The sequence below is a fragment of the Pseudarthrobacter chlorophenolicus A6 genome (assembly GCF_000022025.1).
GTDB classification, from domain to species: Bacteria; Actinomycetota; Actinomycetes; order Actinomycetales; family Micrococcaceae; genus Arthrobacter; species Arthrobacter chlorophenolicus.
In genome coordinates, this window is record NC_011886.1 from 2,210,964 (window position 1) to 2,233,888 (window position 22,925).

Here is a 22,925-nt window from a genome sequence, read left to right on the forward strand (position 1 = left end):
CCATCCCTGAGGGGCGCGGAAGCCCGTGCGCCGCCGCGCGCCCCCGAGATTAGGGCAACGCGGCGGCCTGCGGATCAGGACTGGGCGTCGCGGATGGCCCGGTTGACGGCGGAGATTACGGCCTTCAGCGAGGACATGCTGGTGTTGGCGTCGATGCCCACGCCCCACAGGACGCGCTCGCCCACTGCGCATTCGACATACGCTGCGGCCATCGCATTGCCTCCTTCGGACAGGGCGTGCTCGCTGTAGTCCAGGACGCGGACGTCAACACCGTCCTGGGTGAGGATGTTCAGCAGCGCGGCGATGGGCCCGTTTCCGGTACCGGTACGGCTGACCTGGGCACCGTCGACGGTGAGGGACGCGTGCAGCGTCATGCCGCCGTCGTCATCGGTCTCGGTCTTGACCGAACCCAGGGAGTAGCGGCCCCACTGGCCGTCAGCCTTGCCGGAGGGCAGGTACTCGTCCTGGAAGATCTGCCAGAGCTGGGCGCCGCTGACTTCGCCGCCCACGGTGTCCGTGCGCCGCTGGATGACACCGGAGAACTCGATCTGGGCCCGGCGGGGCAGGTCCAGGCTGTGCTCGTTCTTGAGCAGGTAGGCCACACCGCCCTTACCGGACTGGGAGTTGACGCGGATGACGGCCTCGTAGCTGCGGCCCAGGTCCTTGGGGTCCACCGGCAGGTAGGGCACCTGCCAGGTGACGTCCGCTACGTCCTTGCCGGCGGCGGCAGCGTCCCGTTCCAGGGCCTCGAAGCCCTTCTTGATGGCGTCCTGGTGGGAGCCGGAGAAGGCAGTGAACACCAGGTCGCCGCCGTACGGGGACCGCTCGGGGACAGGCAGCTGGTTGCAGTATTCAACGGTCCGGCGGACGTCGTCGATGTCGGAGAAGTCGATCATCGGGTCGATGCCCTGCACGAACAGGTTCAGCCCCAGGGTCACCAGGTCCACGTTGCCGGTACGCTCCCCGTTGCCGAACAGGCAGCCTTCAATCCTGTCTGCGCCGGCCATGTAGCCCAGTTCGGCGGCGGCCACGCCGGTCCCGCGGTCGTTGTGCGGGTGCAGCGAGAGGATGATGCCCTCGCGGGGGTGCAGGTGCCGGCTCATCCATTCAATCGAATCGGCGTACACGTTCGGGGTGGCCATTTCTACGGTGGCCGGCAGGTTGATGATGACCTGCCGGTCTGCCGAGGCTTCAAAGACATCGGCGACGGCGTTGCAGACGCGAACGGCGTATTCCAGTTCCGTGCCGGTGAAGGACTCCGGTGAGTATTCGTACGTGATGTGCGTGTCGGCCAGCGTTTCCTCGTACTTCCGGCACAGCCGCGCACCCTGGAGTGCGATGTCGAGGATCCCGTCCTCGTCCTGGTTGAAGACCACGCGCCGCTGCAGCACGGACGTGGAGTTGTACAGGTGGACGATGGCCTGCTTCGCGCCCACGAGGGATTCGTAGGTCCGCTCGATCAGGTGCTCACGGGCCTGGGTGAGGACCTGGATGGTGACATCATCCGGGATGTGGTTGCCCTCGATCAGCTGGCGGACAAAGTCGAAGTCAGTCTGCGATGCGGACGGAAAACCGACCTCGATCTCCTTGTAGCCCATGCGGACCAGCAGATCGAACATCTTCATTTTGCGTGCCGGGCTCATGGGATCGATCAGCGCCTGGTTGCCGTCCCGCAGGTCCACTGCACACCAGCGCGGAGCCTTGGTGATTACCTTGTCCGGCCAGGTACGGTCCGGCATCTCGACGGTGATCTGGTCCTGGAACGGCGTGTAACGGTGGAAGGGCATTCCGGAGGACTTCTGTGCGTTTCGCATTACTTGGGGCCTTTTCTATGGATCTTCAGTGAAAGGGTGGCCGGGCAACACAAACTCCGCAGCGAGGGTGGGCCTTGCGCTAGATAGCGTCTGTAGCCTCGCCGCGGCAGCTAAGGAGGAGGAACTCTGCACGCACCTTTTGAGGGTAACACGGGTGCGTAAGATGAAAGGGCACTACCGTCCGTAAAGTCCATCATGCAGACGCACCGGGTATTTGTGCCGGCAGCGGCGTCGCAGCAAAAGGAGTTTCAGTGCCCATTTCGGGGATCGACCTTTCCACCATTGATCACACGGTCCGGCCGCAGGACGACCTCTACCAGCACGTCAACGGTGCCTGGCTGAAGGCCACCGAGATTCCGGACGACCGGCCGCTGGAAGGGACCTTCACTGCGTTGCGGGACGGCTCGGAACTCGCCGTGCGGGACATCATCGAGGAAGCTGCGGCCAAGGGCGACGCGGCAAGCGGCATAGAGCGCAAGATCGGCGGGCTGTACAACAGCTTCATGGACGAGGCCGTTGCTGAAGCGAAGGGCATCGAACCGATCCGTCAGCGGCTCGCGGACGTCTACGCCACGGGCTCGGCCACTGACCTCCTTGCACTGGCCGGACGCCTCTTCCGCTCGGACGTGGGCGGGCTCTTCTACATCTACCCCGCCCCCGACGCCGGAAACCCGGACCGTGTCCTGCTGTACACCGGCCAGGGCGGCCTGGGCCTCCCTGATGAGTCCTACTACCGGGACGAAAAGTTTGCCCCTACGGTGGCCGCGTACCGGACCCACGTAGCCACGATGCTGGCACTGGCGGGACGCGAGGACGCAGAATCTGCGGCGGACCGTGTAGTGGACCTGGAAACCAAGCTGGCCTCGCACCACTGGGACAACGTCACCCTGCGGGATCCGCAAAAGACCTACAACCTCAAGACAGCAGAGCAAGCCGGGGAGCTGTTCCCACTGCTTGCCACCTGGTTCGAGGCTGCGGACATCGCCGGGGAGAAGCGGCAGGAGATCGTGGTGAGCACCCCCGACTTCTTCTCGGGCGCTGCGGCTCTCCTGGATACCGAACCGCTGGATGCGTGGCGGGACTGGCTGGCCATGCGCGTTATCAGCGCCGCGGCACCCTACCTGTCGCAGGCCGTCGTCGACGCAAATTTTGCCTTCTACGGCACCACGATCAGTGGCACTCCGCGGAACAAGGACCGCTGGAAGCGCGGCGTCGCCGTAGTTGAGGCGGCCCTCGGTGAGGCCGTCGGGCAGATCTACGTGGCCCGGCACTTCCCGGAATCCCACAAGGCAAGGATGCAGACCCTCGTGGGCAACCTCATCGAGGCGTACCGGAGCAGTATCAACGAAGTGGGCTGGATGGGGGCGGACACCAAAGCCGAAGCCCTGCGCAAACTGGACGGTTTCCGTGCCAAGATCGGCTTCCCCGATGAGTGGATCGACTACTCAGCCGTCGAGATCGACCCCAACGACCTCCTTGGGAACGTGGAGCGCGCCCATAACGCCGACGTCGACCGGCACCTCGATGAGGTGGGCAAGCCCGTGGACCGCAACAAGTGGCTCATGACTCCGCAGACGGTCAACGCCTACTACCACCCGATGATGAACGAAATCGTGTTCCCCGCCGCAATCCTGCAGCCGCCGTTCTTCACGGCCGATGCTGATGATGCCGTCAACTACGGCGGTATCGGAGCCGTGATCGGTCATGAAATCGGCCACGGCTTTGATGACCAGGGTTCCCAGTTCGACGGCGGCGGCGCCCTTCGCAACTGGTGGACCGATGAGGACAGGCAGGCGTTCGAGAAGCTCACTGCCCGCCTGGTGGCCCAGTACGACGCCCTCTCCCCCGCGGCCGCCCCGGGACACCACGTCAACGGCCGGCTGACCCTTGGCGAGAACATCGGCGACCTTGCAGGGCTTGCCATCGCCCACAAGGCCTACAGGATCAGCCTGGAAGGCCGCGAACCGGAGGTCCTGGACGGCCTGACCGGCCACCAGCGGTTCTTCGCTTCATGGGCAGCCGGCTGGCGCCAGGTCATCCGTCAGGAGGAGGCGATCCGCCGCCTCGCAACTGACCCGCACTCCCCCAACGAGTTCAGGACCAACGCCATCGCCCGCAACCTCGACGCTTTCCACGAAGCCTTCGAGGTTACCGAGCAGGACGAGATGTGGATGCCGTCCGGCGAGCGGGTCAGCATCTGGTAATCCATCCGGAGAACGGCAACGGCCGCGGTGCCAGCCTGAAGCTGGTACCGCGGCCGTTGCCGTAGGGGCTCCGAACCAGGGCGGGTCGGGCCGCTACCGGACGATCAGTTCGGGGTTGGCCTGCTGGCAGCGGGCATCCCCGGCAGTCTGGTTGACGATGTCGTCCGGGAGGGCCGCGCCGGATCCACTCCCGCTCCCGTAGGTGGCCCCGGACGTGAAATCGCTGCCCAGGTAGACCTGCACGCCGGTTACCCCCGGCGCCGGGATCACCTGTGACGCGGGAATCCCGAGGAGCGCGGCCACGTCCGCTGCAACGTCAGCATAATCGGCACCGAAGTAGACACCTGACTTGGCTATCGGCTGCGCTTCGAACTGTGCCGCCTGGGTGAAGCCTCCGGAGACCAGTGCCTGGACGATCTCCTGGGAACGTCCGGGAACACCCGAGCCGTTAGCCACCGAAACCGGCTGAAGGGCCTTGTTGTACGGCGGGAGCGGCGCTTCGGTTTCCGTCGGAGTCGCGGACGGGGACGGGCTTTCGGTGGGCGACGGCGTGGTGGGTGCCGTGGGATCAGTCAGGTCGACGTCCTTCTGCAGCGCCGTGAAGAGCTGGGACCCCGCAGGCTCGGCAATTTCGAGGCGGTTGGGATCGGACACGGCAGGCGTGGTGGGCACGGAGACAAATGCCACCTTCCCGAGGTCGATGTCCTTGAGCCGGTTGCCGATGGTCAGCAGGGTGGGCACCGAGGCAAGGCCTTCGTCCACCGTGAGGTTTTGGGTAACAACGTCGGCGATCTTCAGCATCCGGGCCGGATCCGACAACGTTCCCTCGTCCTTGATTTTCCGGGTCAGCGAGGACAGGAAGCCCTGCTGTGCCTGGATCCGCCCCAGGTCGCCACCGTCGGCGAAGGCGTGCCGGGTGCGAAGGAAGGCGAGTGCCTGCTCCCCCTGCACGGCGGAAGTTCCTGCCGGCAGCCGGAGCCGGGAATCCGGATCGTAGATGGCATCGCTGACGCACACGTCCACACCGCCCACGGCATTGGACAACTCCTTGACGGCGTTGAAGTCGGCCATCATGAAATGGTCCACTTCCAGTCCGGTCAGCTTGTTGACGGTGTCCACGGCACAACCGATTCCGGCCTCACCCATGGCTTCGTTGATCATCACTCCGCTGCGCGCCGGATATTCACGGCCCGTCTTGGAGTCCTTGCATGCGGGGATGTTGACCAGCAGGTCACGCGGGAAGCTGATGACGCTGACGCGCTTGTTGTCCTCGGAGATGTCCATCAGCATCATGACGTCGGACTTGCCGTAGCCCGTCGAGTCATCAGAGGTGCCGTATTCCGAGTTCTTGCCGTCGCGGGTGTCAGAGCCCAGGATCAGGATCTGCATCCGCCCGGTGGCGTTGTTCACCGGCCCCTCGGTGCCAGTTCCGCCGGCGTTCAGTGGCGCCTTGGAGATGTTGTTCTGGAGCCGGATGAACCAGAACCCGGCAAAGGCCAAGCCACCCACCAACGCCACAGCGACGATGGCGGTGATGATCTTCAGCCAGACGGGCATCCCCCGGATGGCTCCAAGATGCCTGGCAGCGCCCAGGCCCGCCTGGTCGGCGTGCCTGGAAACGGGGCCGGAGCCGGGTGGCGACTCAGCGCCGAACTCGTTTTTGCCACGGCCTCGCGCCACGTGTTGAACCTTCCTCTAATTACAAAATCCGGTCCATTTTAGTGGCCGAGTCTGGGAAAACGCCGGGCGGTGACCTGCGACACCCCGCCCGGGACGTCAGAAACCGAGCTTGACCAGCTGTTTTGGGTCCCGCTGCCAGTCCTTTGCCACCTTCACATGGAGGTCCAGGTAGATGCGCGTGCCGAGCAGCGCCTCGATGCCCTTGCGCGCGTTGGTCCCCACCTCCCGCAGCCTGCTCCCGCCCTTGCCGATGATAATGGCCTTCTGGGACGGACGTTCCACGTACAGGTTTACCCGGACGTCAAGGAGCGGATTGTCTTCCGGCCGGTCCTCACGGGGGACGATCTCTTCGACCACCACGGCGAGTGAATGCGGAAGTTCGTCCCGGACACCTTCCAGCGCCGCCTCGCGGATCAGTTCAGCCACCATGACGGCCTCGGGCTCGTCGGTCAGTTCGCCGTCCGGGTACAGAGGGGGCGACGGCGGCATGTGGCTGATGAGGACGTCGGCCACAGTGTCCACCTGGAAGCCGTCATTCGCGGAGACGGGGACGATGTCCCGCCACCCGTCTTCGCCGAGCACTTCACGGCCGAGCGCATCGACGGCGAGCAGCTGTTCGGTCAGCGCCTGCTTGTCCACAAGGTCGGCCTTCGTCACGATGGCAATGACAGGCTTACCGCCCACGGCGGCAAGCTGTGCCGCGATGAACTTGTCGCCGGGACCGATCTTTTCGTTGGCGGGCAGGCAGAAGCCGATGGCATCCACCTCTGCGAGGGTGTCTGCCACGAGGTCGTTCAGGCGCTTGCCGAGCAGGGTCCGCGGCCGGTGGAGACCCGGCGTGTCCACCAGGATCAGCTGGGCGTCGTCGCGGTGGACGATCCCCCGGATGGTGTGCCGGGTGGTCTGCGGCTTGGCGGAGGTGATGGCTACCTTCTTACCCACCAGGGCGTTGGTCAAGGTGGACTTGCCCGCGTTGGGACGCCCGACGAGGACCGAGAACCCTGCCCGGAATCCGCCGAAATCGTCTTCTGACGGGGCCTTACTTTTCTTGCTCACGTGGAACTCCCTGCTGGGTTGCTTCCGCCTCATGGAAGAGGTCTTCAAGGTCAGTGTCTACTGTTGGCACGGGTGCCGCAATGATATGGCTGACGCGGTTGCGGCGGCCCTCGAGCCGGTCGGCGCGCAGCGATACTCCCTGGACTTCCACCCTGCTGCCTACGATGGGAACACGTCCCAGCGCTTTGGCGAGCAGTCCGCCCACGGTGTCCACTTCGTCGTCGTCAAGCTCGATGTCAAAAAGCTCTCCGAGGTCATCGATGCTCATCCTGGAGCTGACCCGGTAGGAACCGTCGCCGAGCTCTACGGCCTCGGCGCTTTCGGTGTCGTATTCGTCAACGATCTCGCCCACGATTTCCTCGATCAGGTCCTCAAGCGTGACCAGGCCGGCCGTGCCGCCGTACTCGTCGATGACGATGGCCACATGTGTGGACTCCTTCTGCAGTTCCCGCAGCAGGTCGCTCACCGGCTTTGATTCCGGCACGTAGCGGACCTCGCGTGCCATGGAGTCGACCGTGGGCGGTTCGACGCCGGCGTCCAGTTCATGCACGACGGCGGCCACGTCCTTGAGGTAGACGATTCCCAGGATGTGGTCGGTGTCCTCGCCGATAACCGGGACCCGGGAGTAGCCGGACCGGAGGAACAGGGACATGGCCTCGTGCAGGCTCGAACCGGAGTCGATGCCAACGATGTCCGTCCTGGGCACCATGACGGCACGGACCAGCGTGTCCCCGAAGTCGAACACCGACTGGATCATCTCAGCTTCGGTGTCCTCGATCATGTCGGATTCGCTGGCGCGGTCCACCAGTTCACGGAATTCCTGTTCGCTGAAGAAGGCTTCATCCCCGCCGGGGGCGCCTGGCGCGGCAGCGCTACCCACGGCGACGAGCCATCCGGGGATGGGCCCCAGTACCCACGTCAGGAAACGGATCATCGGCGCAGTGAAGCGCACTACCGCGGACGAGTGGAGTCTGCCCAGCTGGCGGGGGGAGACACCCACGATCACGAACCCCAGCAGCGCCATGATGCCGGTTGCTGCAAGGCCGGCCAGCCAGATGTTGTCCAGGAGACTGTAAAGCAGCACCGAGACGGCCACGGCGGAGGCCATTTCAAACCAGACACGCCAGAACCTCAGGGCCCGGATGTGGGCAACGGGCTCGCGGAGGATGCTGCGCATAGCCGTTCCGCGGCTCCGGAGCAGAGCTTCTTCCGCATCGTGGCGCGGGAGGAAATTGAAGGCGGCCTCGGCCGCAGTCAGAACGGCGGCGATGGCCAGGAAAACCAGGGCCATCGCCACCAGGAGCAGGGGCGTCACTGGGTGGTCTCGGCGGGCGCTTCCTTGCCGGTGAAGCCGGTCAGGAGTTCGCGCTGGAGCCCGAACATCTCTTCCTTCTCTTCGGGCTCGGCATGGTCATAGCCCAAAAGGTGAAGGATGCCGTGCGTGGTCAGCAGCAGCATCTCGTCCTGGAGGGCGTGGCCGGCGTTTTTGGCCTGGACCTGCGCCACCTGGGGGCAGATGGCGATATCGCCGAGCATGCCCTGCGGGGTAGGCCGGTCCGGAGTTCCGGGCGTGAGGTCGTCCATGGGGACCGACAACACGTCGGTTGCCCCGGGCTCGTCCATCAGTTCGATGTGGAGCTTCTCCATGGCAGGCTCGTCCACCAGGAGAATGGACAGTTCTGCCTGCGGATGGATGTAAAGCTGTTCGAAAATGTAGCGGGACAGGGCAACCAGGCCCGCCTCGTCCACCTCAACGCCGGACTCGTTGTTCACCTCGATGCTCATGCGTGCTCCCCCCGCTTCTCCCGCCCGGCTGTTTGCCGGGCACGGTTTCTCTGCCTGTCGTCCCAGATGCTGTAGGCGTTGACGATGTCTCCCACGAGGCGGTGCCGAACCACGTCCGCCGCATCAAGGACGGAGAAGTTCACGCCTTCGATGCCATGCAGGATTTCCTCCACGATCCGGAGCCCGGACCGGGTGCCGAAGGGCAGGTCCACCTGGGTGACATCACCGGTGACCACCATCTTGGACCCGAAGCCCAGCCGGGTGAGGAACATCTTCATCTGTTCCGGGGTGGTGTTCTGGGCCTCATCGAGGATGATGAACGCGTCATTGAGCGTCCGGCCGCGCATGTACGCCAGCGGAGCGACTTCGATGGTTCCGGCTGCCATGAGCCGTGGAATCGATTCGGGGTCCATCATGTCGTGGAGGGCATCGTAGAGCGGCCTCAGGTAGGGATCGATCTTGTCACTCAGGGTTCCGGGCAGGAACCCGAGGCGTTCGCCTGCTTCGACGGCTGGGCGGGTAAGGATGATACGGCTGACTTCCTTCTGCTGAAGGGCCTGCACAGCCTTGGCCATGGCCAGGTAGGTCTTGCCGGTGCCGGCGGGGCCAATGCCGAAAATGACGGTGTTGTCGTCAATGGCGTCGACGTAGTTCTTCTGGTTCAGCGTCTTGGGCCGGATGGTCCTCCCCCTGCTGGAGAGGATGTCGTGCGTCAGCACGTCAACGGGGTTCTGGAGCGATTGGCTCCGGAGCAGAGCCACCAACTGCTGCAGGACCGCGGGGGTGATAACGGTGCCGCGTGCCACCAGGCCGCGGACTTCCTGGAGGAGCCGCATGATCCGGGGAACATCGCCGGCCGGGCCGCTGAGGGATAGCTCGTTGCCGCGGACGTGGAAGTTTACGTCCGGGAACTGCTCCTCGATATACCGCAGCGCCTCATCGTGGCTGCCGAGTGACTGGACCATCTGATCGGAATTGTCGAAAAGGACTACCTCGGTCCGGACGCCGGGAAGGGTGTGGGGAAATTCCCCGGCAGTGCCCTCTCCCGTGTTGAGCCGGCGCTTTCCGTTGGCTGATTCAGTCATGGTGCTGGCCCGCAGGCCTGTGGTCCCCTCAAGGTAGTTTCTGCTGTCGTCCCGGTCCGGGAAACCAGGGCCTGGTTCCCGCGTTCCGTGATCCTTTTATCTTACGCCAGCGCATCCGGGCTGCCGTTAAAGCCGGACACCCAGGGGCCCGGGCGTCCGCGCACAGGTCATTAGGTATCAACTTCATATCGTCCTCATATCGTTCCCGTTGCAGTTGGGCTCTGTGGCAGGAACCGGGCAAATCGCTTGGCCGGGCTGTGCAATGCTGGAAATCCAGCCACGGCTGTGACATCGGGCCGACCGGGGAACGGCCTCACGACAGGAAAGGAAAGGCATAAGTGCCGGATACCGTTGCGCCCCGCCGGGCAGGTCGAAACATGGGCCGCGCCCGTGCGTTCGTGCTGGCAGGCGTCCTGACGGCCGTGCCAATCCTTGCCGGGTGCGTGGCAGAGCCTGGCCCCTCCCCCACTGGCACCCTCATGACCGGTCCAGCGACGACTGGAAGCCCGGAGCCGCCTTCCACCAGCGCCCCCCTGGAAACCACGCAGTCCTCCAACAAGGCACCGGTCTACTGGATCGGCCGCAGCAGCAACAACGTCTTCCTGTACAGGGAGTTCCGGGACGTGCCCGAGCAAGAAAACCCGGTGACACGGGCACTCCGCGCCATGATGTCTGACAAGCCCCTTGACCCTGACTTCTTCACCCCGTGGCAGAATCCCGGCAAGCTGGCCACCTCGATTTCCGGAAAGGACGTCATCACCGTCGACGTCTCCGAGGACGCCTTCAACAGCAACCTTGATGCGGACATGGCCGCCCGTGCCGTCCAGCAACTCGTCTACACGGCCACTGCTGCCGCGGCCAGTTCCGGGCTAATCGACTCCGGCCAGCAGATCCGCGTACGGATACTGGTGGACGGCCACACCGACTACATGGCTTTCGGGCAGGTCCAGCTCGGCGCCCTCATGACCCGGACGGCAGGCCTGGTGGCTCCTGTCTGGATCATCGACCCCCAGGAAGGTTCGGAGGTGGCGGACGGCAGCGTCAAGATCACCGGGCGCAGCACGTCGGCGGGCGGCAAGCTTCGCTGGCAGATCCTGCGGACCGCTGATAACGGTGCCAAAGCGCCCTTCCTCACCGGCGAAACCACTGCATCGTCGGAACAGGGGCAGGCAGGGGTGTTCACGCTGGCTTTGACCCTGCCCGCCGGTGACTACGAACTGAGGGTTGCCCAGGCCGGGTCCGACGGCGGGCCGGACCAGTTCGAAGACAACAGGTCCTTCAAAGTCAGGTAGCGTCCCAGCGCCCCAGGATGTCGCTGGAGAGAACCACGGCGGCAGGACCTGCCGTGGACGAGCGCAGCACGTGGTGGCCCAGGAGGGCCGTGACGGCTCCGCGGTCGCAGAGGCGCGTCACCTCCCGTGGGCTGATTCCGCCCTCCGGACCTACGATGAGCAGCACTTCCCGGGTACCCGTGCCACTGGCACCTTCCCAGCCTTCCAGGACCGCACGGAGGGGCCGCACTGCGTCTTCGTGGAGGATGATCGCCAGGTCAGCGGTTTCCACGGCGGCAGCAAGTGCAGCGGTGTCGACGGCGGAACGCACCTCAGGGATCCAGGCCCGCCGGGCCTGCTTGGCCGCGGCTCCCACAACAGACTGCCATTTGCCGTGCGCCTTGGCTGCCCGGTCACCCTTCCACCGCACGATGGAGCGTTCGGACTGCCAAGGGATGACGGCGTCGATGCCCAGTTCAGTGGAGGTCTCGATGGCAAGCTCATCACGGTCACCCTTGGCGAGGGCCTGCACCAGCACCAGCCGGACTCTGGGGCGGGCCTCCTCCACCAGGGTGCCGCACCGCACCGTCAGGCGGGTGCCGGCAGCCTCTGCCACCGTGCCGCTCATACGGGTACCGGCGCCATCGACGATGTCCACGGCTTCGCCCGCCGCGAGCCGCTTTACGGCGACCGCGTGGCGGGCCTCCGGCCCCTCCAGGACAAACTCCATGCCCTCCTCCAGACCGACGAGGGATCCGGCGGCGGCAAAAAAGACGGGGTTGCTCACCGCTACAGGTTACCCAGCCGGTCCCGCAGCTTCGCGAACATCCCGCCGCTGGCAGCCAGTTTGCCCTCAGTAATCTGTTCGCCGCGGAGCTTGGCAAGCTGCCGCAGGAGCTCCTCCTGGGCTGCGTCGAGCTTGGCCGGGGTTTCCACCTGCAGGTGCACCTTCAGGTCACCGCGGCCGTAGCCGCGCAGGTGGGTGATGCCGAGGCCGCGGAGGGTGATGATTTCACCGGACTGGGTGCCCGGCTTTACGTCGATGTCCTGGGTGCCGTCGAAGGTTTCCAGGCTGACGTCGGTGCCCAGCGCCGCTGCGGTCATGGGGATGTTGAGGGTTGCGTGCAGGTCGTCGCCGTCCCGCACGTATGTGGCGTCGTTGTTGACGCGGACCTCCACGTAAAGGTCGCCGGAGGGGCCGCCCGCGGGGCCGGCTTCGCCCTGCCCGGACAGCTGGATGCGCGTTCCGGTGGCGACGCCGGCAGGAACCTTGATGGTCAGGGAGCGGCGGCTCCGGATGCGGCCCTGCCCGCTGCACTCGTTGCAGGGGTCTTTGATGACCGTACCGAAGCCCTCGCAGGTGCCGCACGGTGCCGCGGTCATGACCTGGCCGAGGATCGAACGGACAGCGCGCTGTACCTGCCCGCTGCCTCCGCAGATGTCGCAGCGTTCGGGGTGGGTCCCCGGACGGCAGCACGACCCCTCGCAGGTGGGGCAGGTGACGGCAGTGTCCACCTCAAGCTTCTTGTTGACGCCAAAGACTGCGTCCCGCAGTTCGATGCGGACGCTGATGAGTGCATCCTGGCCGCGTCGGACCCGTGAGGCTGGCCCGGAGGATCCGCCGGCGCCGAAGAACGTGTCGAAGATGTCCTGGAATGCAAAGCCCTGGCCGGCGTAGCTTCCGCCGCCGAAGCCGTTGTCGGTGCCGTTCTCATTGCCGGTGGTGTCGTAGACCCGGCGTTTCTGCGGATCGGAGAGGACTTCGTAGGCGTGGGTCACGGCCTTGAAGCGGTCCGCCGCATCTTCGCCCGGGTTGACGTCGGGGTGGAGTGTCCGGGCCAGCTTGCGGTAGGCCTTTTTGATTTCTTCTCCGGTGGCTTCCGGTGAGACTCCAAGGACGTCATAGTGGCTGCTCAAAGTTCGTATCTCTTCCTTGTTGTACTGCCTGCGGTGGGGCTGCCGTGCGGGCCCGGCTGCTGTGTTGCCGGGGCGGGCCGGTCAGGGGCCCAGAATGCGGGAAAGGTATCGGGCAACAGCCCTGACGGCCGCCATGGTATTGGGGTAATCCATCCGGGTGGGACCCAGGATGCCGATCTTGGCCACACTGTCCGGACCGTAGCCGGTGGCCACGACGGACGCCTCAGCCAGGCCGTCGTAAGGGTTTTCGCGGCCGATGCTGACGGCCACGCCGCGGTGGTCCTGCGCCATGTCGCTCAGCAGCCGCAGCATCACCACCTGCTCTTCCAGGGCTTCCAGCACGGGGCCGATGCTCAGAGGAAAATCGACATTGGACCGGGCCAGGTTGGCCGTGCCCGCCATGACCATGCGGTCCTCGCGGCTGCTGTGCGCAAGGATTTCCAGGGCATGGGCCAACGCCTGGGCCGCCTGCCGCTCCCCCGGACTGACGGAGGAGACGACGGCGGGAAGGGCTTGCGCCAGCCGGGCAAGCGGCGTGCCGGCGAGAGTTCCCAGGAAACGGGTACGCAGCGCGGACAAGGCATCGTCCGCGAGGTCCTGCCCGACGTCGATGACGCGCTGCTCCACGTTGCCGCTGTTCGCGATCAGGACCACCAGGACCTTGCGCGGCGCCAGCAGGACGAACTCGATGTGCCGGATCAGCGCCCGGCTCAGGTGGGGGTACTGGACCACGGCTACCTGGTTGGTCAGCTGGGACAACAGCCTTACGGTGCGGTCCAGGACGTCGTCGAGGTCGTCGGATCCCTCCAGGAGGGACTGGATGGCGCGCCGTTCCGCCTGCGAGAGCGGCTTCACGGCCGAAATCTGGTCCACGAACAGCCTGTAGCCCTTGTCCGTGGGGATCCGGCCGGCACTGGTATGCGGCGCGGTGATGAGGCCCTCGTCCTCAAGCGCGGCCATGTCGTTCCGGATGGTGGCGCTGGAAACCCCCAGGTGATGCCGTTCCACCAGGGCCTTGGAGCCTACCGGCTCCCGGGAGTGGACGTAGTCCTCCACGATGGCCCGCAGTACTTCCAGCTTGCGCGGCTCACTCACACTCCACCTCCATCCAGTCGGGGTGGTTAAGCCACCCGTTCCTTCCTGCCAGTCTGCACGCACTCGAACGTACACTCGAACTGTTAGCACTCGACATGCCTAAGTGCTAACAGTCTATTATGCCTTGGCCCGTTGTTAGCATTGGTACCGCTCCGGGCGAAATTCCGGGAGAAGACCTACGGCGAGGCGGAGTGACCATGGATTACCAGAGCTGGGGACCGCGGGACATGTCTGCTCCCGCGCGTACACAACTGCCTGAAGTGCCCGTGGAACGCGGCATGGTGCTCGAAGACGTACAGTCCGGTTGGGTGGGGGCTGTCACCAGGGTGGAGAAGTCCGGCGGCATGCACGTGGTGGCCCTCGAAGACCGGCGTGGAAAGTCGCGGACCTTCCGGCTGGGATTCGGATTCCTCCTCGAGGGCCGTGCCATCAGGCTGATGCCACCGGCACCCCGGCCCGCAGCGGGGGGCCCGTCGGCCGGGCGCACCGCCTCGGGCTCCGTACGCGTCGCAGGCCAGCGGGCGCAGGTGGCCAAGGCGAGCCGCATCTGGGTGGAAGGCAAGCACGACGCCGAACTCGTCGAGAAGGTATGGGGAGACGACCTCCGGGTGGAGGGCATCGTCGTCGAACCCCTGCATGGCATCGACGACCTCGCCGGGGCCGTGAAGGAATTCAGGCCCGGCCCGGGCCGCCGGCTGGGCGTCCTGGTGGACCACCTGGTCCCGGACTCCAAGGAATCCCGCATTGCTGACGCTGTCATGGCCGGCCCCGGAGCTGCAGGCAACGTCCTGATTGTCGGCCATCCCTACGTGGATGTCTGGCAGGCCATCCGGCCCTCCGTGCTGGGCATCCCGCAATGGCCGTCCGTACCGCGGGGCCAGGACTGGAAAACCGGGATCCTCAGGGCGTTCGGCTGGCCGCACTCCACGAAGGAGGACATCGGGCTGGGATGGCAGAAACTGCTCGGTGCCGTCCATACGTACGCAGACCTTGAGGCCTCGCTGCTTGGCCGGGTCGAGGAAGTCATCGACTTCCTCACAGCACCCTGACGGACGCCGGACCGGCAAACACCAGTATTCTTGATAGTGCGGTGGCCCGCGATCCGCAGCGGGCCCCGAAGCATCACCTGCATCTCCGGCATCAATAGCACTTTTCGAAGGAACAGACTGTGGCAGAAAACGCACGCGAGCATAGGGACGGCCAAAGCAGCACCGGCCGTTCCGAATACCACGGCGTACCGGCGAATGCGCTGCCGCTTACGGCCAGCGAAGACCGGCAGTGGGCCACATTGGCACACTTCGGCGGGATCCTGGGATGCGTCCCCGCCCTGCTGATCTTCCTTATTTTCCGCGACCGCGGTCCCTTCACGGCCCAGGAGTCAAAGGAAGCCCTGAACTTCAGCCTGCCGCCAACCATCGCCGCGGTAGTGGCGAACATCCTGGTGTTCATTCCCGTGGTCGGAAACATTTTTGCCGTGATTGCCACGTTGATCTGGATTGCGCTGACCTGCTTTTCGGTGGCGGCGGGCATCCACGTCAACCGCGGCCAGCCGCACCGTTACCGGTTCAACCTGCGCTGGATCAAGTAATCCCGCGCTAGTCGGGCAGGATCCGGCGCACCACCGCGTCTGCCAGGAGCCGGCCCTTCAGCGTCAGGACCAGCGTCCCCCGGAATGCTGCCCCTGGATCCACCAGCCCCTCGGCAATCAGCCCGGCGATCTGGTGCCGCCCCACTGTATCCAGGCTTGCCACTTCCAGTCCGGACTGGAGGCGGGCCTCAAGCATGACCCGCTCCACGTTGCGGGTTTCAGCGTCCAGCGTTTCCCGTCCGGCGGCCGGTGAGGTTCCCTGTGCCAGCCGGCCCGCGTATGCGGCGGGATGTTTGACGTTCCACCAGCGCACGCCGCCTACGTGGGAGTGCGCGCCCGGCCCAATCCCCCACCAGTCATCCCCGCGCCAGTAGGCGAGGTTGTGCCGGCAGGCCTGCTCTGGCGTGCGCGCCCAGTTGCTGACCTCGTACCACTCCAGGCCCGCCGAGGTGATCAGGCGGTCAGCGAGCTCGTATTTGTCGGCGTGATCGTCGTCGTCGATCCCGGGGACCTCGCCGCGACGGATCTGCGCCGCCAACTTGGTACCGTCCTCAACGATCAGCGCATAGGCGCTGATGTGGTCCGGCTCGTAGGACAACGCAGTTTCCAGAGAGTACTGCCAATCGGCCAGCGACTCCCCCGGCGTCCCATAGATCAGGTCGAGGCTCACGGCCAGGCCGGCGTCCCGGGCCCACTGCACCACTAGGGGAACCCTGCTCGGTGTGTGGGTGCGGTCCAGGACCTTCAGTACGTGCGGGACGGCGGACTGCATCCCGAACGAAACCCGCGTAAAGCCGGCATCCCTCAGCACAGCCAGGGACTCCGGCGTCACCGAATCGGGGTTCGCCTCAGTAGTGACCTCGGCGCCTTCCTCGATCCCCCACTGGCCGATAGCCGTCCGAAGAATGAGGGCGAGGTCCTCCGCCGGCAACAGGGTGGGGGTGCCGCCGCCGAAGAAGACGGTGCTGAGCTTTCGGTCCGGCACGCCGGAGTCCTTGAGAACATCGGCCGCAAAGGCTACCTCGGATGCTGCCGTACCGGCATAGGCATCCTGGGAGGCACCGCCGCCGAGTTCGGTGGCAGTGTAGGTGTTGAAGTCGCAGTACCCGCAGCGCACGGCGCAGAACGGGATGTGGACATACAGGCCGAACGCGCGGTCCCCCGCGCCGACGGCCGCCTGCGGAGGCAGGATGCCGTCCGACGGCGCCGGGTCACCGAGGGGAAGTACGCTGGGCATCAGCGGGTTCCCCGCCGCGCAGTGGTCACTTCTTCTTGGCCTTGTCCTTCGATTCGTCCGTGGTGAGCGCGGCGATGAACGCTTCCTGCGGAACCTCCACGGTCCCCACCATCTTCATGCGCTTCTTGCCTTCTTTCTGCTTTTCCAGCAGCTTGCGCTTACGCGAGATGTCACCGCCATAGCACTTCGCCAGCACGTCCTTGCGGATGGCCCGGATGCTTTCGCGGGCAATGATCCTGGAACCGATGGCCGCCTGGATGGGCACCTCGAACTGCTGACGCGGGATCAGTTCCCGGAGCTTTCCGGTCATCATCACGCCATAGGCATACGCCTTCTCCCGGTGGGTGATGGCACTGAAGGCATCCACTTGTTCGCCCTGCAGCATGATGTCCACCTTCACGAGGTCGGCAACCTGCTCGCCGTCGGCTTTCCAGTCCAGCGAGCCGTAGCCGCGGGTCTTGGACTTGAGGATGTCGAAGAAATCGAACACGATTTCCGCCAACGGCAGCCGGTAGCGGATTTCCACCCGGTCCTCGGAAAGGTAGTCCATGCCGCCCATGACGCCGCGGCGCGACTGGCACAGTTCCATGATGGCGCCCACGAACTCGTTGGGGGCCAGGATGGTGGCGGAGACCATGGGTTCGCGGACCTCGGCGATCTTGCCGGTGGGGTACTCGCTGGGGTTGGTCACGCGGACCACTTTCTTGTCCTCCAGGGTCACCTCGTACTCCACGTTCGGAGCAGTGGAGATGAGGTCGAGGTTGTATTCACGCTCCAGGCGTTCGCGGGTGATCTCAAGGTGGAGGAGGCCCAGGAAGCCCACGCGGAAGCCGAAGCCCAGGGCCGCGGAAGTTTCGGGTTCGTACACCAGCGCAGCGTCGTTGAGCATGAGCTTCTCAAGGGCATCGCGAAGAACCGGGTAGTCGGCACCGTCCAGCGGGTAGAGGCCGGAGAACACCATGGGCTTCGCATCGGCGTAGCCAGGGAGCGACTGGGCGGCCGGCTTGGCAAGGTTGGTGACAGTGTCGCCCACCTTCGACTGCCGGACGTCCTTCACGCCGGTAATCAGGTAGCCCACTTCGCCGACGCCCAGGCCCTTGGAAGGTGTGGGTTCCGGGGAGCTGACGCCGATCTCCAGGAGCTCGTGGGAGGCCCGGGTGGACATCATCTGGATGCGTTCACGCGGGTGGAGCATGCCGTCCACCACACGGACGTAAGTCACCACGCCGCGGTAGGTGTCGTAGACCGAGTCGAAGATCATTGCACGCGCGGGGGCGTCGGGATTGCCCTCAGGTGCCGGCAGGTCGCGGACAATCTTGTCCAGGAGCGCTTCAACTCCAACGCCGGTCTTGCCGGACACGCGCAGCACGTCCTCGGGGTCGCCTCCAATGAGGCTTGCGAGCTCCGCTGCGTACTTCTCCGGCTGCGCTGCCGGAAGGTCGATCTTGTTCAGCACCGGAATGATGGTGAGGTTGTTTTCCATCGCCAGGTACAGATTGGCAAGCGTCTGGGCCTCAATACCCTGTGCAGCATCCACCAGCAGGATTGCGCCCTCGCACGCGGCCAGGGACCGTGACACTTCGTACGTGAAGTCCACGTGGCCCGGAGTGTCGATCATGTTCAGCGCGTAGCTGACGCCTTCGACTTCCCATGGCATGCGCACTGCCTGCGATTTGATGGTGATGCCGCGTTCGCGCTCAATGTCCATCCGGTCCAGGTACTGGGCCTTCATGTCACGCGCCTGGACCACACCGGTGGACTGGAGCATCCGGTCAGCCAGGGTGGACTTGCCGTGGTCAATGTGCGCGATGATGCAAAAGTTCCGAATAATGGCCGGATCTGTTGCGGCGGGCACCGGTGCGGTGCGGGCCATGGGAGACACGCAGGGTCCTTACTGTTGGCTTTTCCGCGGCCGCCCGGCAGGCACACCACAAGCTGCCCGCGGATTAGCCGCACTTCTTCAGCCACCAGTGTCCCACGTCCTAGCCACTGGCACCGCATTACCTGCAGGGGACCCGCACGGCCTGCAGGCCCGGGCTATAGGGTGGCGGCATGGCTATCAACCTCCGCATGTTGGGTAACGCTGTCCGGGCCGGACTGAGGGTGCTTCAGGATGCGGGCAAACATGGCGTGGACAGGCAAAGGGAGCATCAGCGTCCCGCCCCGCGCACTGCCCGCCCGGAAGCCCCGGGAACCAAGGGCGGCGTTGCTGCTGCCGGCTACCCGGGGGATTTCACCGGCCACGCTGGAATCCGCTATGCGCCGCAGCCCGACGGCGAGCCGGATCCGGGCGAGGTCGTGTGGACGTGGGTCCCCTATGAGGAGGACCATTCCCGGGGCAAGGACCGGCCCGTCCTCATCGTGGGCCGCAACGGAAAGTACCTGCTGGGGCTGATGCTTACCAGCAGGGACCGGGTACCGGCAGATTCCGCTTCCGGCGACTATGTGGACGTCGGGGCCGGCGGCTGGGATCGGAAGGGCCGGCCCAGCGAGGCGAAACTGGACCGGGTGCTGCAGATCCGGCCGGACAGCATCCGCAGGGAGGGTGCCGTACTGGACCGGGCCCGGTTTGACGCTGTCGCGGCCGGACTCCGGAAACGACACGGCTGGACCTAGTACGAAGAATGGCCACTGACACGGCTGACCTGCTATTCTTTATAGCTGTGTGTCCGTGCAGGTCGACGGTCACTGATGGTTGGCCGCCATAGGTATCCCCACGCCGCTCAGTCAAGGCCAGCTTGAAAGCCCTCTAGACCATTTCCGCATTACAAAGAGAGTTCACACGTGGCGAATATCAAGTCCCAGAAGAAGCGCATCCTGACCAACGAAAAGGCACGCCTGCGCAACAACGCAGTCAAGTCTGAGCTGAGGACGGCCATCCGCGCCGTCAACACGGCCGTTGAGTCCGCCGACAAGGACGCTGCTGCTACTGCGCTCGTTTCTGCCAGCCGCAAGCTGGACAAGGCTGTCAGCAAGGGTGTTCTGCACAAGAACAACGCAGCGAACCGCAAGTCGGCGATCTCCAAGAAGGTCAACGCACTGTAAGGTTTCCAGTTCGATGAACTGATGGTTGTGGCCGGTACCCTCGGGTACCGGCCACACGCCTTTAAGCTCCGAAATTCCCGTTCGGCATGTCCATGGAGGCGGAGCCGGAAGCGGACCGCTGCCATTCCGGTGCTGCTGCGGCCCCCTGCCGCTAACGACCCTGGACGGACATGGATATCACGGTCACCGCATGTTCCACGGCGTAGACGGGATCACGTGACAACCCCTTCACTTGCGCGTCGGCTTCAGCCGTTGCCTGGATGGACCGCACCAGTCCGTCAGGGGTCCACCGGCGGACGTCCCGCTGGGCTTGTTCCACCAGCCAGGGCTGCATTCCCAGTTCGGCCGCAATCTGGGCCGCGGATCCGGACGCCCCGGCTACCCGGGCAACGGTCCTGAGCTTCGCAGCCAGCGCTGCAACCAAAGGTACGGGGTCCGCCCCGGTGGCCAGTGCATGGCGCAGGGTGGAGAGGGCAAGTGGACCGTTTCCGGCCATTGCCGCATCAGCAACCTTGAACGCCGTGGCTTCCACGCGCCCGCCGTAATAGCGGTCCACAACATCAGGCGTGACGGTCCCTGTTGAGTCTGCAATGAGCTGGCTGCACGCTGCCGCCAGCTCGGAAAGGTTGGCGCCCACCGCATTCACGAGGGCCAGCACAGCCTCCTGGTCGATGCGGCGCTGGGCGGCTTTGAATTCGGCGGACACGAACGCCATCTTGTCCGTGTCCTTTTTCAGCGGCTGGCAGTCCACTACAGGCCAGCCGCCCTTCCGGACAGCGTCCAGGAGCTTCTTGCCACGGGCACCCCCGCCATGACGGAGGACCAGGACGGCATCATCAGCCGGCTGGCCGAGGTAGGACAGGGCGTCGGTGAGGAAGGGCTCATTCATGGCCTCAACCGCTTCGACCTCGATCAGCTTGCTTTCGCCGAACAGCGACGGACTGACCTGCATCAGGAGGGACCCGGGTTCGTAGGCAGCAGCATTGATCCGGCTGACTTCAACGTCCGGCGCTGCCTGGCGCACTTGGGAGCGAATGCTGTCCATGGCCCTGATGCCCAGATAATCTTCCGGCCCGCTCACCAGGACAATGGCTGCGGGCGTCACGTCCCGCCAGGCCGCCGGATTCGACGCCGGCGTGCGGGTTCCGCGCTTTTGCGCAGCAGCCATGGTGGGTTCCTTCCGGAAAGGTGTGTGGGGAATTCAAGCCTGCCACGTCCGGGCCGAACCGCAAAGCTGTTGGCGATGGGGCCGGTGGCGGAAGAAGTCTGACCGTGTGGGCGCCTGGCAACTCCGGAGCGACTTTCCATAAACCACAGGATCCTGACCACCCGGCGATGGCACCGGAGGACCAGGGCGATGACACTGCGGGGCCGTGCGACTGCCCAGACCGCGGCGAGGGTAAGGGCTGACAGGACCGCCATCGTCAGCAGACCCGGAATCCCTTCCGGCCACGGCAATGTGGAACCCGGAAGCCTGGCAAAGAACCACGCCGTAGCGGCAACGCCCACGCTGAACGAGCCCGCAACGGCGATCAACGCCACAGCCATCCACGGGGCAGCCACCAGCAGCGGAACAGCGGCCGTGCCCAGGAGTGTCACCGGAGCCACCAGCGGGGCCGCAGCTACATTGGCCAGCAGTGCGAAGGTGGCGAATTGCGGCTGCAGGAGCACGATGACGGGGCCGCACAGCATCTGGGCCGATAGCGGCACCGCAACAGCCGCGGCAGCCCAGCGTGGCACTGCCGCAGGAGTCCAATCCATGATGCGCCGGCCCAGCAGGATAATGCCCAGGGTGGCCAGGACGGAAAGCAGGAACCCGAAACTGCCGCCCAGCGCCGGGTCCAGCAGCAGCAGGGCAATGACTGCCAGGCACAGAAAGCTCAGCCCGCGGCCGGTCCGGCCACCGGCCAGGGCAGCGATCCCGACGGCACCCATCAGGGCCGCGCGGAGCACGCTGGCGTCAGGGCCCACCAGCACCACGAACAGTCCCAGTCCAGTCAACGCAGCCCCGGCGGCCGGGACCCGCGCTAACCGGAGCCTGCGGCAGGCCGCCAGCAACGCGCCCAGCACCAGGCTGCAATTGGCTCCGCTGACGGCTGTCAGGTGTGTCATGCCGACGGTTTTCATGGCATTGGCCAGGCCCTCATCCAGGGCGCTGGTATCCCCCGTGACCATGCCTGGCAACAGCCCTGCGGCGTCGGATGGCAAGAAAGCGGAAGCCGCCACATACTGTGCACGCAGGTCCTTGGCGGTTGCTTCCATCCCCCGCCCGCCGCCGCGCAGGTCAGGGGCCGTGGCGGCGGCCATCCCGCCCGTTTCAGGCCGGCCCGGATCCGGCGGCCGAAGCTTGCCGGCAGCACGCACCGTCTGCCCTGGCACCAGCCCTGCCCACTCGTTGCCGCCGGTCACTATGAGCTGCGCCCGGGTCCGCAGCACCACTCCGCCGGTGCTTACCTCCCGCGTCCACACGGCGACGGACCACCTGGCGGAAGGCCCGGACTGGCCAGGCGTGGGAAGCGGCCGTGGAGCACCACCGACCTCCAGCACCGCCACCACAGACTTTCCCGCCGCCACAGCCTCGGCAAGGGGACCCTCGAACCGCTGGCTGGAGGCCACCGAGGAGTGGGCCGCCGCGGCCACCGCCAGCAGCAGGCCAACCGCAGTGGTCGCCAGGAAGCTCCTTCTCGCCGGACGGCGCCCCGACCATGATCCTCCGCCTGCTGGCCAGTTCCGGCGCGTCCTGCTGCCCCGCAAAAGCATGAGGCATGCAGCCGCAAGCACCAGCAGGGCGATGCACAGTCCCAGCAGTGTGGCCGGCGCCAGCCAGAGACCGGCGACGGCGGCGCCCCACACCAGGACGGCGGGCAGGGCAAGCCGGACATCGGTACGTTTCCGCGGACCGGCGCCTCCGCCTGACAGTCCGCTCTCCCCCGCTGAAGCGCCCCGGTCAGTAATTCCCAGCCGGCGCCGCGCATCACCAACGGCCCTCTGCCGGGCAGCCCGGAGGGCGCTCTTGCTCCTGCCTGCCACGGTGGACGTCTTCCTACCCGCCGGCGCCGGTCCGTGCCCGCCGTCTGAACCGGATTGGCCAGGACCCGCCGTCCCGCCCGCCTCACCGGGAGCTGCACCCTCCGTTGCACCCCGGACC

Annotated in this window: 19 protein-coding genes; 6 read left to right on the forward strand and 13 right to left on the reverse strand. The window is 65.6% G+C overall.

All coding sequences use genetic code 11. The annotated features are described in order from the left end of the window. Positions 1-74: 74 nt before the first annotated feature. A complete protein-coding gene (gene leuA / locus ACHL_RS09890; RefSeq protein WP_015937156.1) occupies positions 75-1,814 on the reverse strand; it encodes a 2-isopropylmalate synthase in 1,740 nt (579 codons plus the stop codon). Between the two features lie 251 nt (positions 1,815-2,065). On the opposite strand from leuA, the gene ACHL_RS09895 reads away from it, so the two are divergent. Next, positions 2,066-4,018, forward strand: a complete 1,953-nt coding sequence (locus ACHL_RS09895) for a M13 family metallopeptidase (RefSeq protein ID WP_015937157.1) — start codon at positions 2,066-2,068, stop codon at positions 4,016-4,018. 93 nt (positions 4,019-4,111) lie between these two features. On the opposite strand, the gene ACHL_RS09900 is transcribed toward ACHL_RS09895, so the two are convergent. The 5 genes from ACHL_RS09900 to ACHL_RS09920 all read right to left on the reverse strand — a co-directional run bounded on the left by ACHL_RS09900 (position 4,112) and on the right by ACHL_RS09920 (position 9,624). Then, positions 4,112-5,575 (reverse strand): LCP family protein, encoded by a 1,464-nt coding sequence (locus ACHL_RS09900; RefSeq protein WP_015937158.1) that lies wholly within the window; start codon positions 5,573-5,575, stop codon positions 4,112-4,114. Positions 5,576-5,794: 219 nt separating this feature from the next. After that, positions 5,795-6,754: a GTPase Era gene (gene era, locus ACHL_RS09905; protein WP_015937159.1), complete on the reverse strand. Its 960-nt coding sequence runs from the start codon at positions 6,752-6,754 to the stop codon at positions 5,795-5,797. Continuing rightward, positions 6,738-8,069, reverse strand: coding sequence for a hemolysin family protein (locus ACHL_RS09910; RefSeq protein WP_015937160.1), 1,332 nt, complete (start codon positions 8,067-8,069; stop codon positions 6,738-6,740). The genes era and ACHL_RS09910 overlap by 17 nt, the downstream gene beginning before the upstream one ends. Beyond that, complete coding sequence (gene ybeY / locus ACHL_RS09915; protein WP_015937161.1) at positions 8,066-8,539, reverse strand: rRNA maturation RNase YbeY; 474 nt, start codon at positions 8,537-8,539, stop codon at positions 8,066-8,068. The genes ACHL_RS09910 and ybeY overlap by 4 nt, the downstream gene beginning before the upstream one ends. Then, positions 8,536-9,624, reverse strand: coding sequence for a PhoH family protein (locus tag ACHL_RS09920; protein WP_015937162.1), 1,089 nt, complete (start codon positions 9,622-9,624; stop codon positions 8,536-8,538). Before ACHL_RS09920 ends, ybeY begins: the two co-directional genes overlap by 4 nt. 377 nt (positions 9,625-10,001) lie before the next feature. Between ACHL_RS09920 and ACHL_RS09925 the strand changes: the two genes are divergently transcribed. Further along, a complete protein-coding gene (locus ACHL_RS09925; protein WP_015937163.1) occupies positions 10,002-10,916 on the forward strand; it encodes a GerMN domain-containing protein in 915 nt (304 codons plus the stop codon). Here ACHL_RS09925 and ACHL_RS09930 read toward each other — a convergent pair. The 3 genes from ACHL_RS09930 to hrcA all read right to left on the reverse strand — a co-directional run bounded on the left by ACHL_RS09930 (position 10,909) and on the right by hrcA (position 13,907). Continuing rightward, positions 10,909-11,682: a 16S rRNA (uracil(1498)-N(3))-methyltransferase gene (locus ACHL_RS09930; protein ID WP_015937164.1), complete on the reverse strand. Its 774-nt coding sequence runs from the start codon at positions 11,680-11,682 to the stop codon at positions 10,909-10,911. The genes ACHL_RS09925 and ACHL_RS09930 overlap by 8 nt on opposite strands. A gap of 2 nt (positions 11,683-11,684) precedes the next feature. Next, a complete protein-coding gene (gene dnaJ, locus ACHL_RS09935) occupies positions 11,685-12,812 on the reverse strand; it encodes a molecular chaperone DnaJ (RefSeq protein WP_015937165.1) in 1,128 nt (375 codons plus the stop codon). A gap of 81 nt (positions 12,813-12,893) precedes the next feature. Then, positions 12,894-13,907 (reverse strand): heat-inducible transcriptional repressor HrcA, encoded by a 1,014-nt coding sequence (gene hrcA / locus ACHL_RS09940; protein ID WP_015937166.1) that lies wholly within the window; start codon positions 13,905-13,907, stop codon positions 12,894-12,896. A gap of 197 nt (positions 13,908-14,104) precedes the next feature. Here hrcA and ACHL_RS09945 point away from each other — a divergent pair, with 197 nt between their 5' ends. Continuing rightward, a complete protein-coding gene (locus ACHL_RS09945; protein ID WP_015937167.1) occupies positions 14,105-14,956 on the forward strand; it encodes a DUF3097 domain-containing protein in 852 nt (283 codons plus the stop codon). A 119-nt stretch (positions 14,957-15,075) separates the two neighbouring features. Then, on the forward strand, positions 15,076-15,495 hold the full coding sequence (locus ACHL_RS09950; RefSeq protein WP_015937168.1) for a DUF4870 domain-containing protein: 420 nt from the start codon (positions 15,076-15,078) through the stop codon (positions 15,493-15,495). Between the two features lie 7 nt (positions 15,496-15,502). Here the strand turns inward: ACHL_RS09950 and hemW are convergent, their stop codons facing one another. Both hemW and lepA read right to left on the reverse strand, forming a co-directional pair. Continuing rightward, entirely contained in the window at positions 15,503-16,732 is a 1,230-nt protein-coding gene (hemW, locus tag ACHL_RS09955; protein ID WP_015937169.1) for a radical SAM family heme chaperone HemW, read from the reverse strand. Between the two features lie 25 nt (positions 16,733-16,757). Further along, positions 16,758-18,614, reverse strand: coding sequence for a translation elongation factor 4 (gene lepA / locus ACHL_RS09960; RefSeq protein WP_015937170.1), 1,857 nt, complete (start codon positions 18,612-18,614; stop codon positions 16,758-16,760). A gap of 170 nt (positions 18,615-18,784) precedes the next feature. On the opposite strand from lepA, the gene ACHL_RS09965 reads away from it, so the two are divergent. Together ACHL_RS09965 and rpsT are read left to right on the forward strand one after the other, a co-directional pair. Further along, positions 18,785-19,348 carry a type II toxin-antitoxin system PemK/MazF family toxin gene (locus ACHL_RS09965; protein ID WP_015937171.1) on the forward strand — a complete coding sequence of 188 codons (564 nt, stop codon included), beginning with the start codon at positions 18,785-18,787 and terminating at the stop codon, positions 19,346-19,348. Between the two features lie 168 nt (positions 19,349-19,516). Beyond that, positions 19,517-19,777 (forward strand): 30S ribosomal protein S20, encoded by a 261-nt coding sequence (rpsT, locus tag ACHL_RS09970; RefSeq protein ID WP_015937172.1) that lies wholly within the window; start codon positions 19,517-19,519, stop codon positions 19,775-19,777. A 151-nt stretch (positions 19,778-19,928) separates the two neighbouring features. Here rpsT and holA read toward each other — a convergent pair whose 3' ends face one another. Together holA and ACHL_RS09980 are read right to left on the reverse strand one after the other, a co-directional pair. Next, positions 19,929-20,945, reverse strand: coding sequence for a DNA polymerase III subunit delta (gene holA, locus ACHL_RS09975; RefSeq protein ID WP_043793936.1), 1,017 nt, complete (start codon positions 20,943-20,945; stop codon positions 19,929-19,931). Continuing rightward, a complete protein-coding gene (locus ACHL_RS09980; RefSeq protein ID WP_244266455.1) occupies positions 20,879-22,807 on the reverse strand; it encodes a ComEC/Rec2 family competence protein in 1,929 nt (642 codons plus the stop codon). The genes holA and ACHL_RS09980 overlap by 67 nt, the downstream gene beginning before the upstream one ends. Between the last annotated feature and the right edge of the window lie 118 nt (positions 22,808-22,925).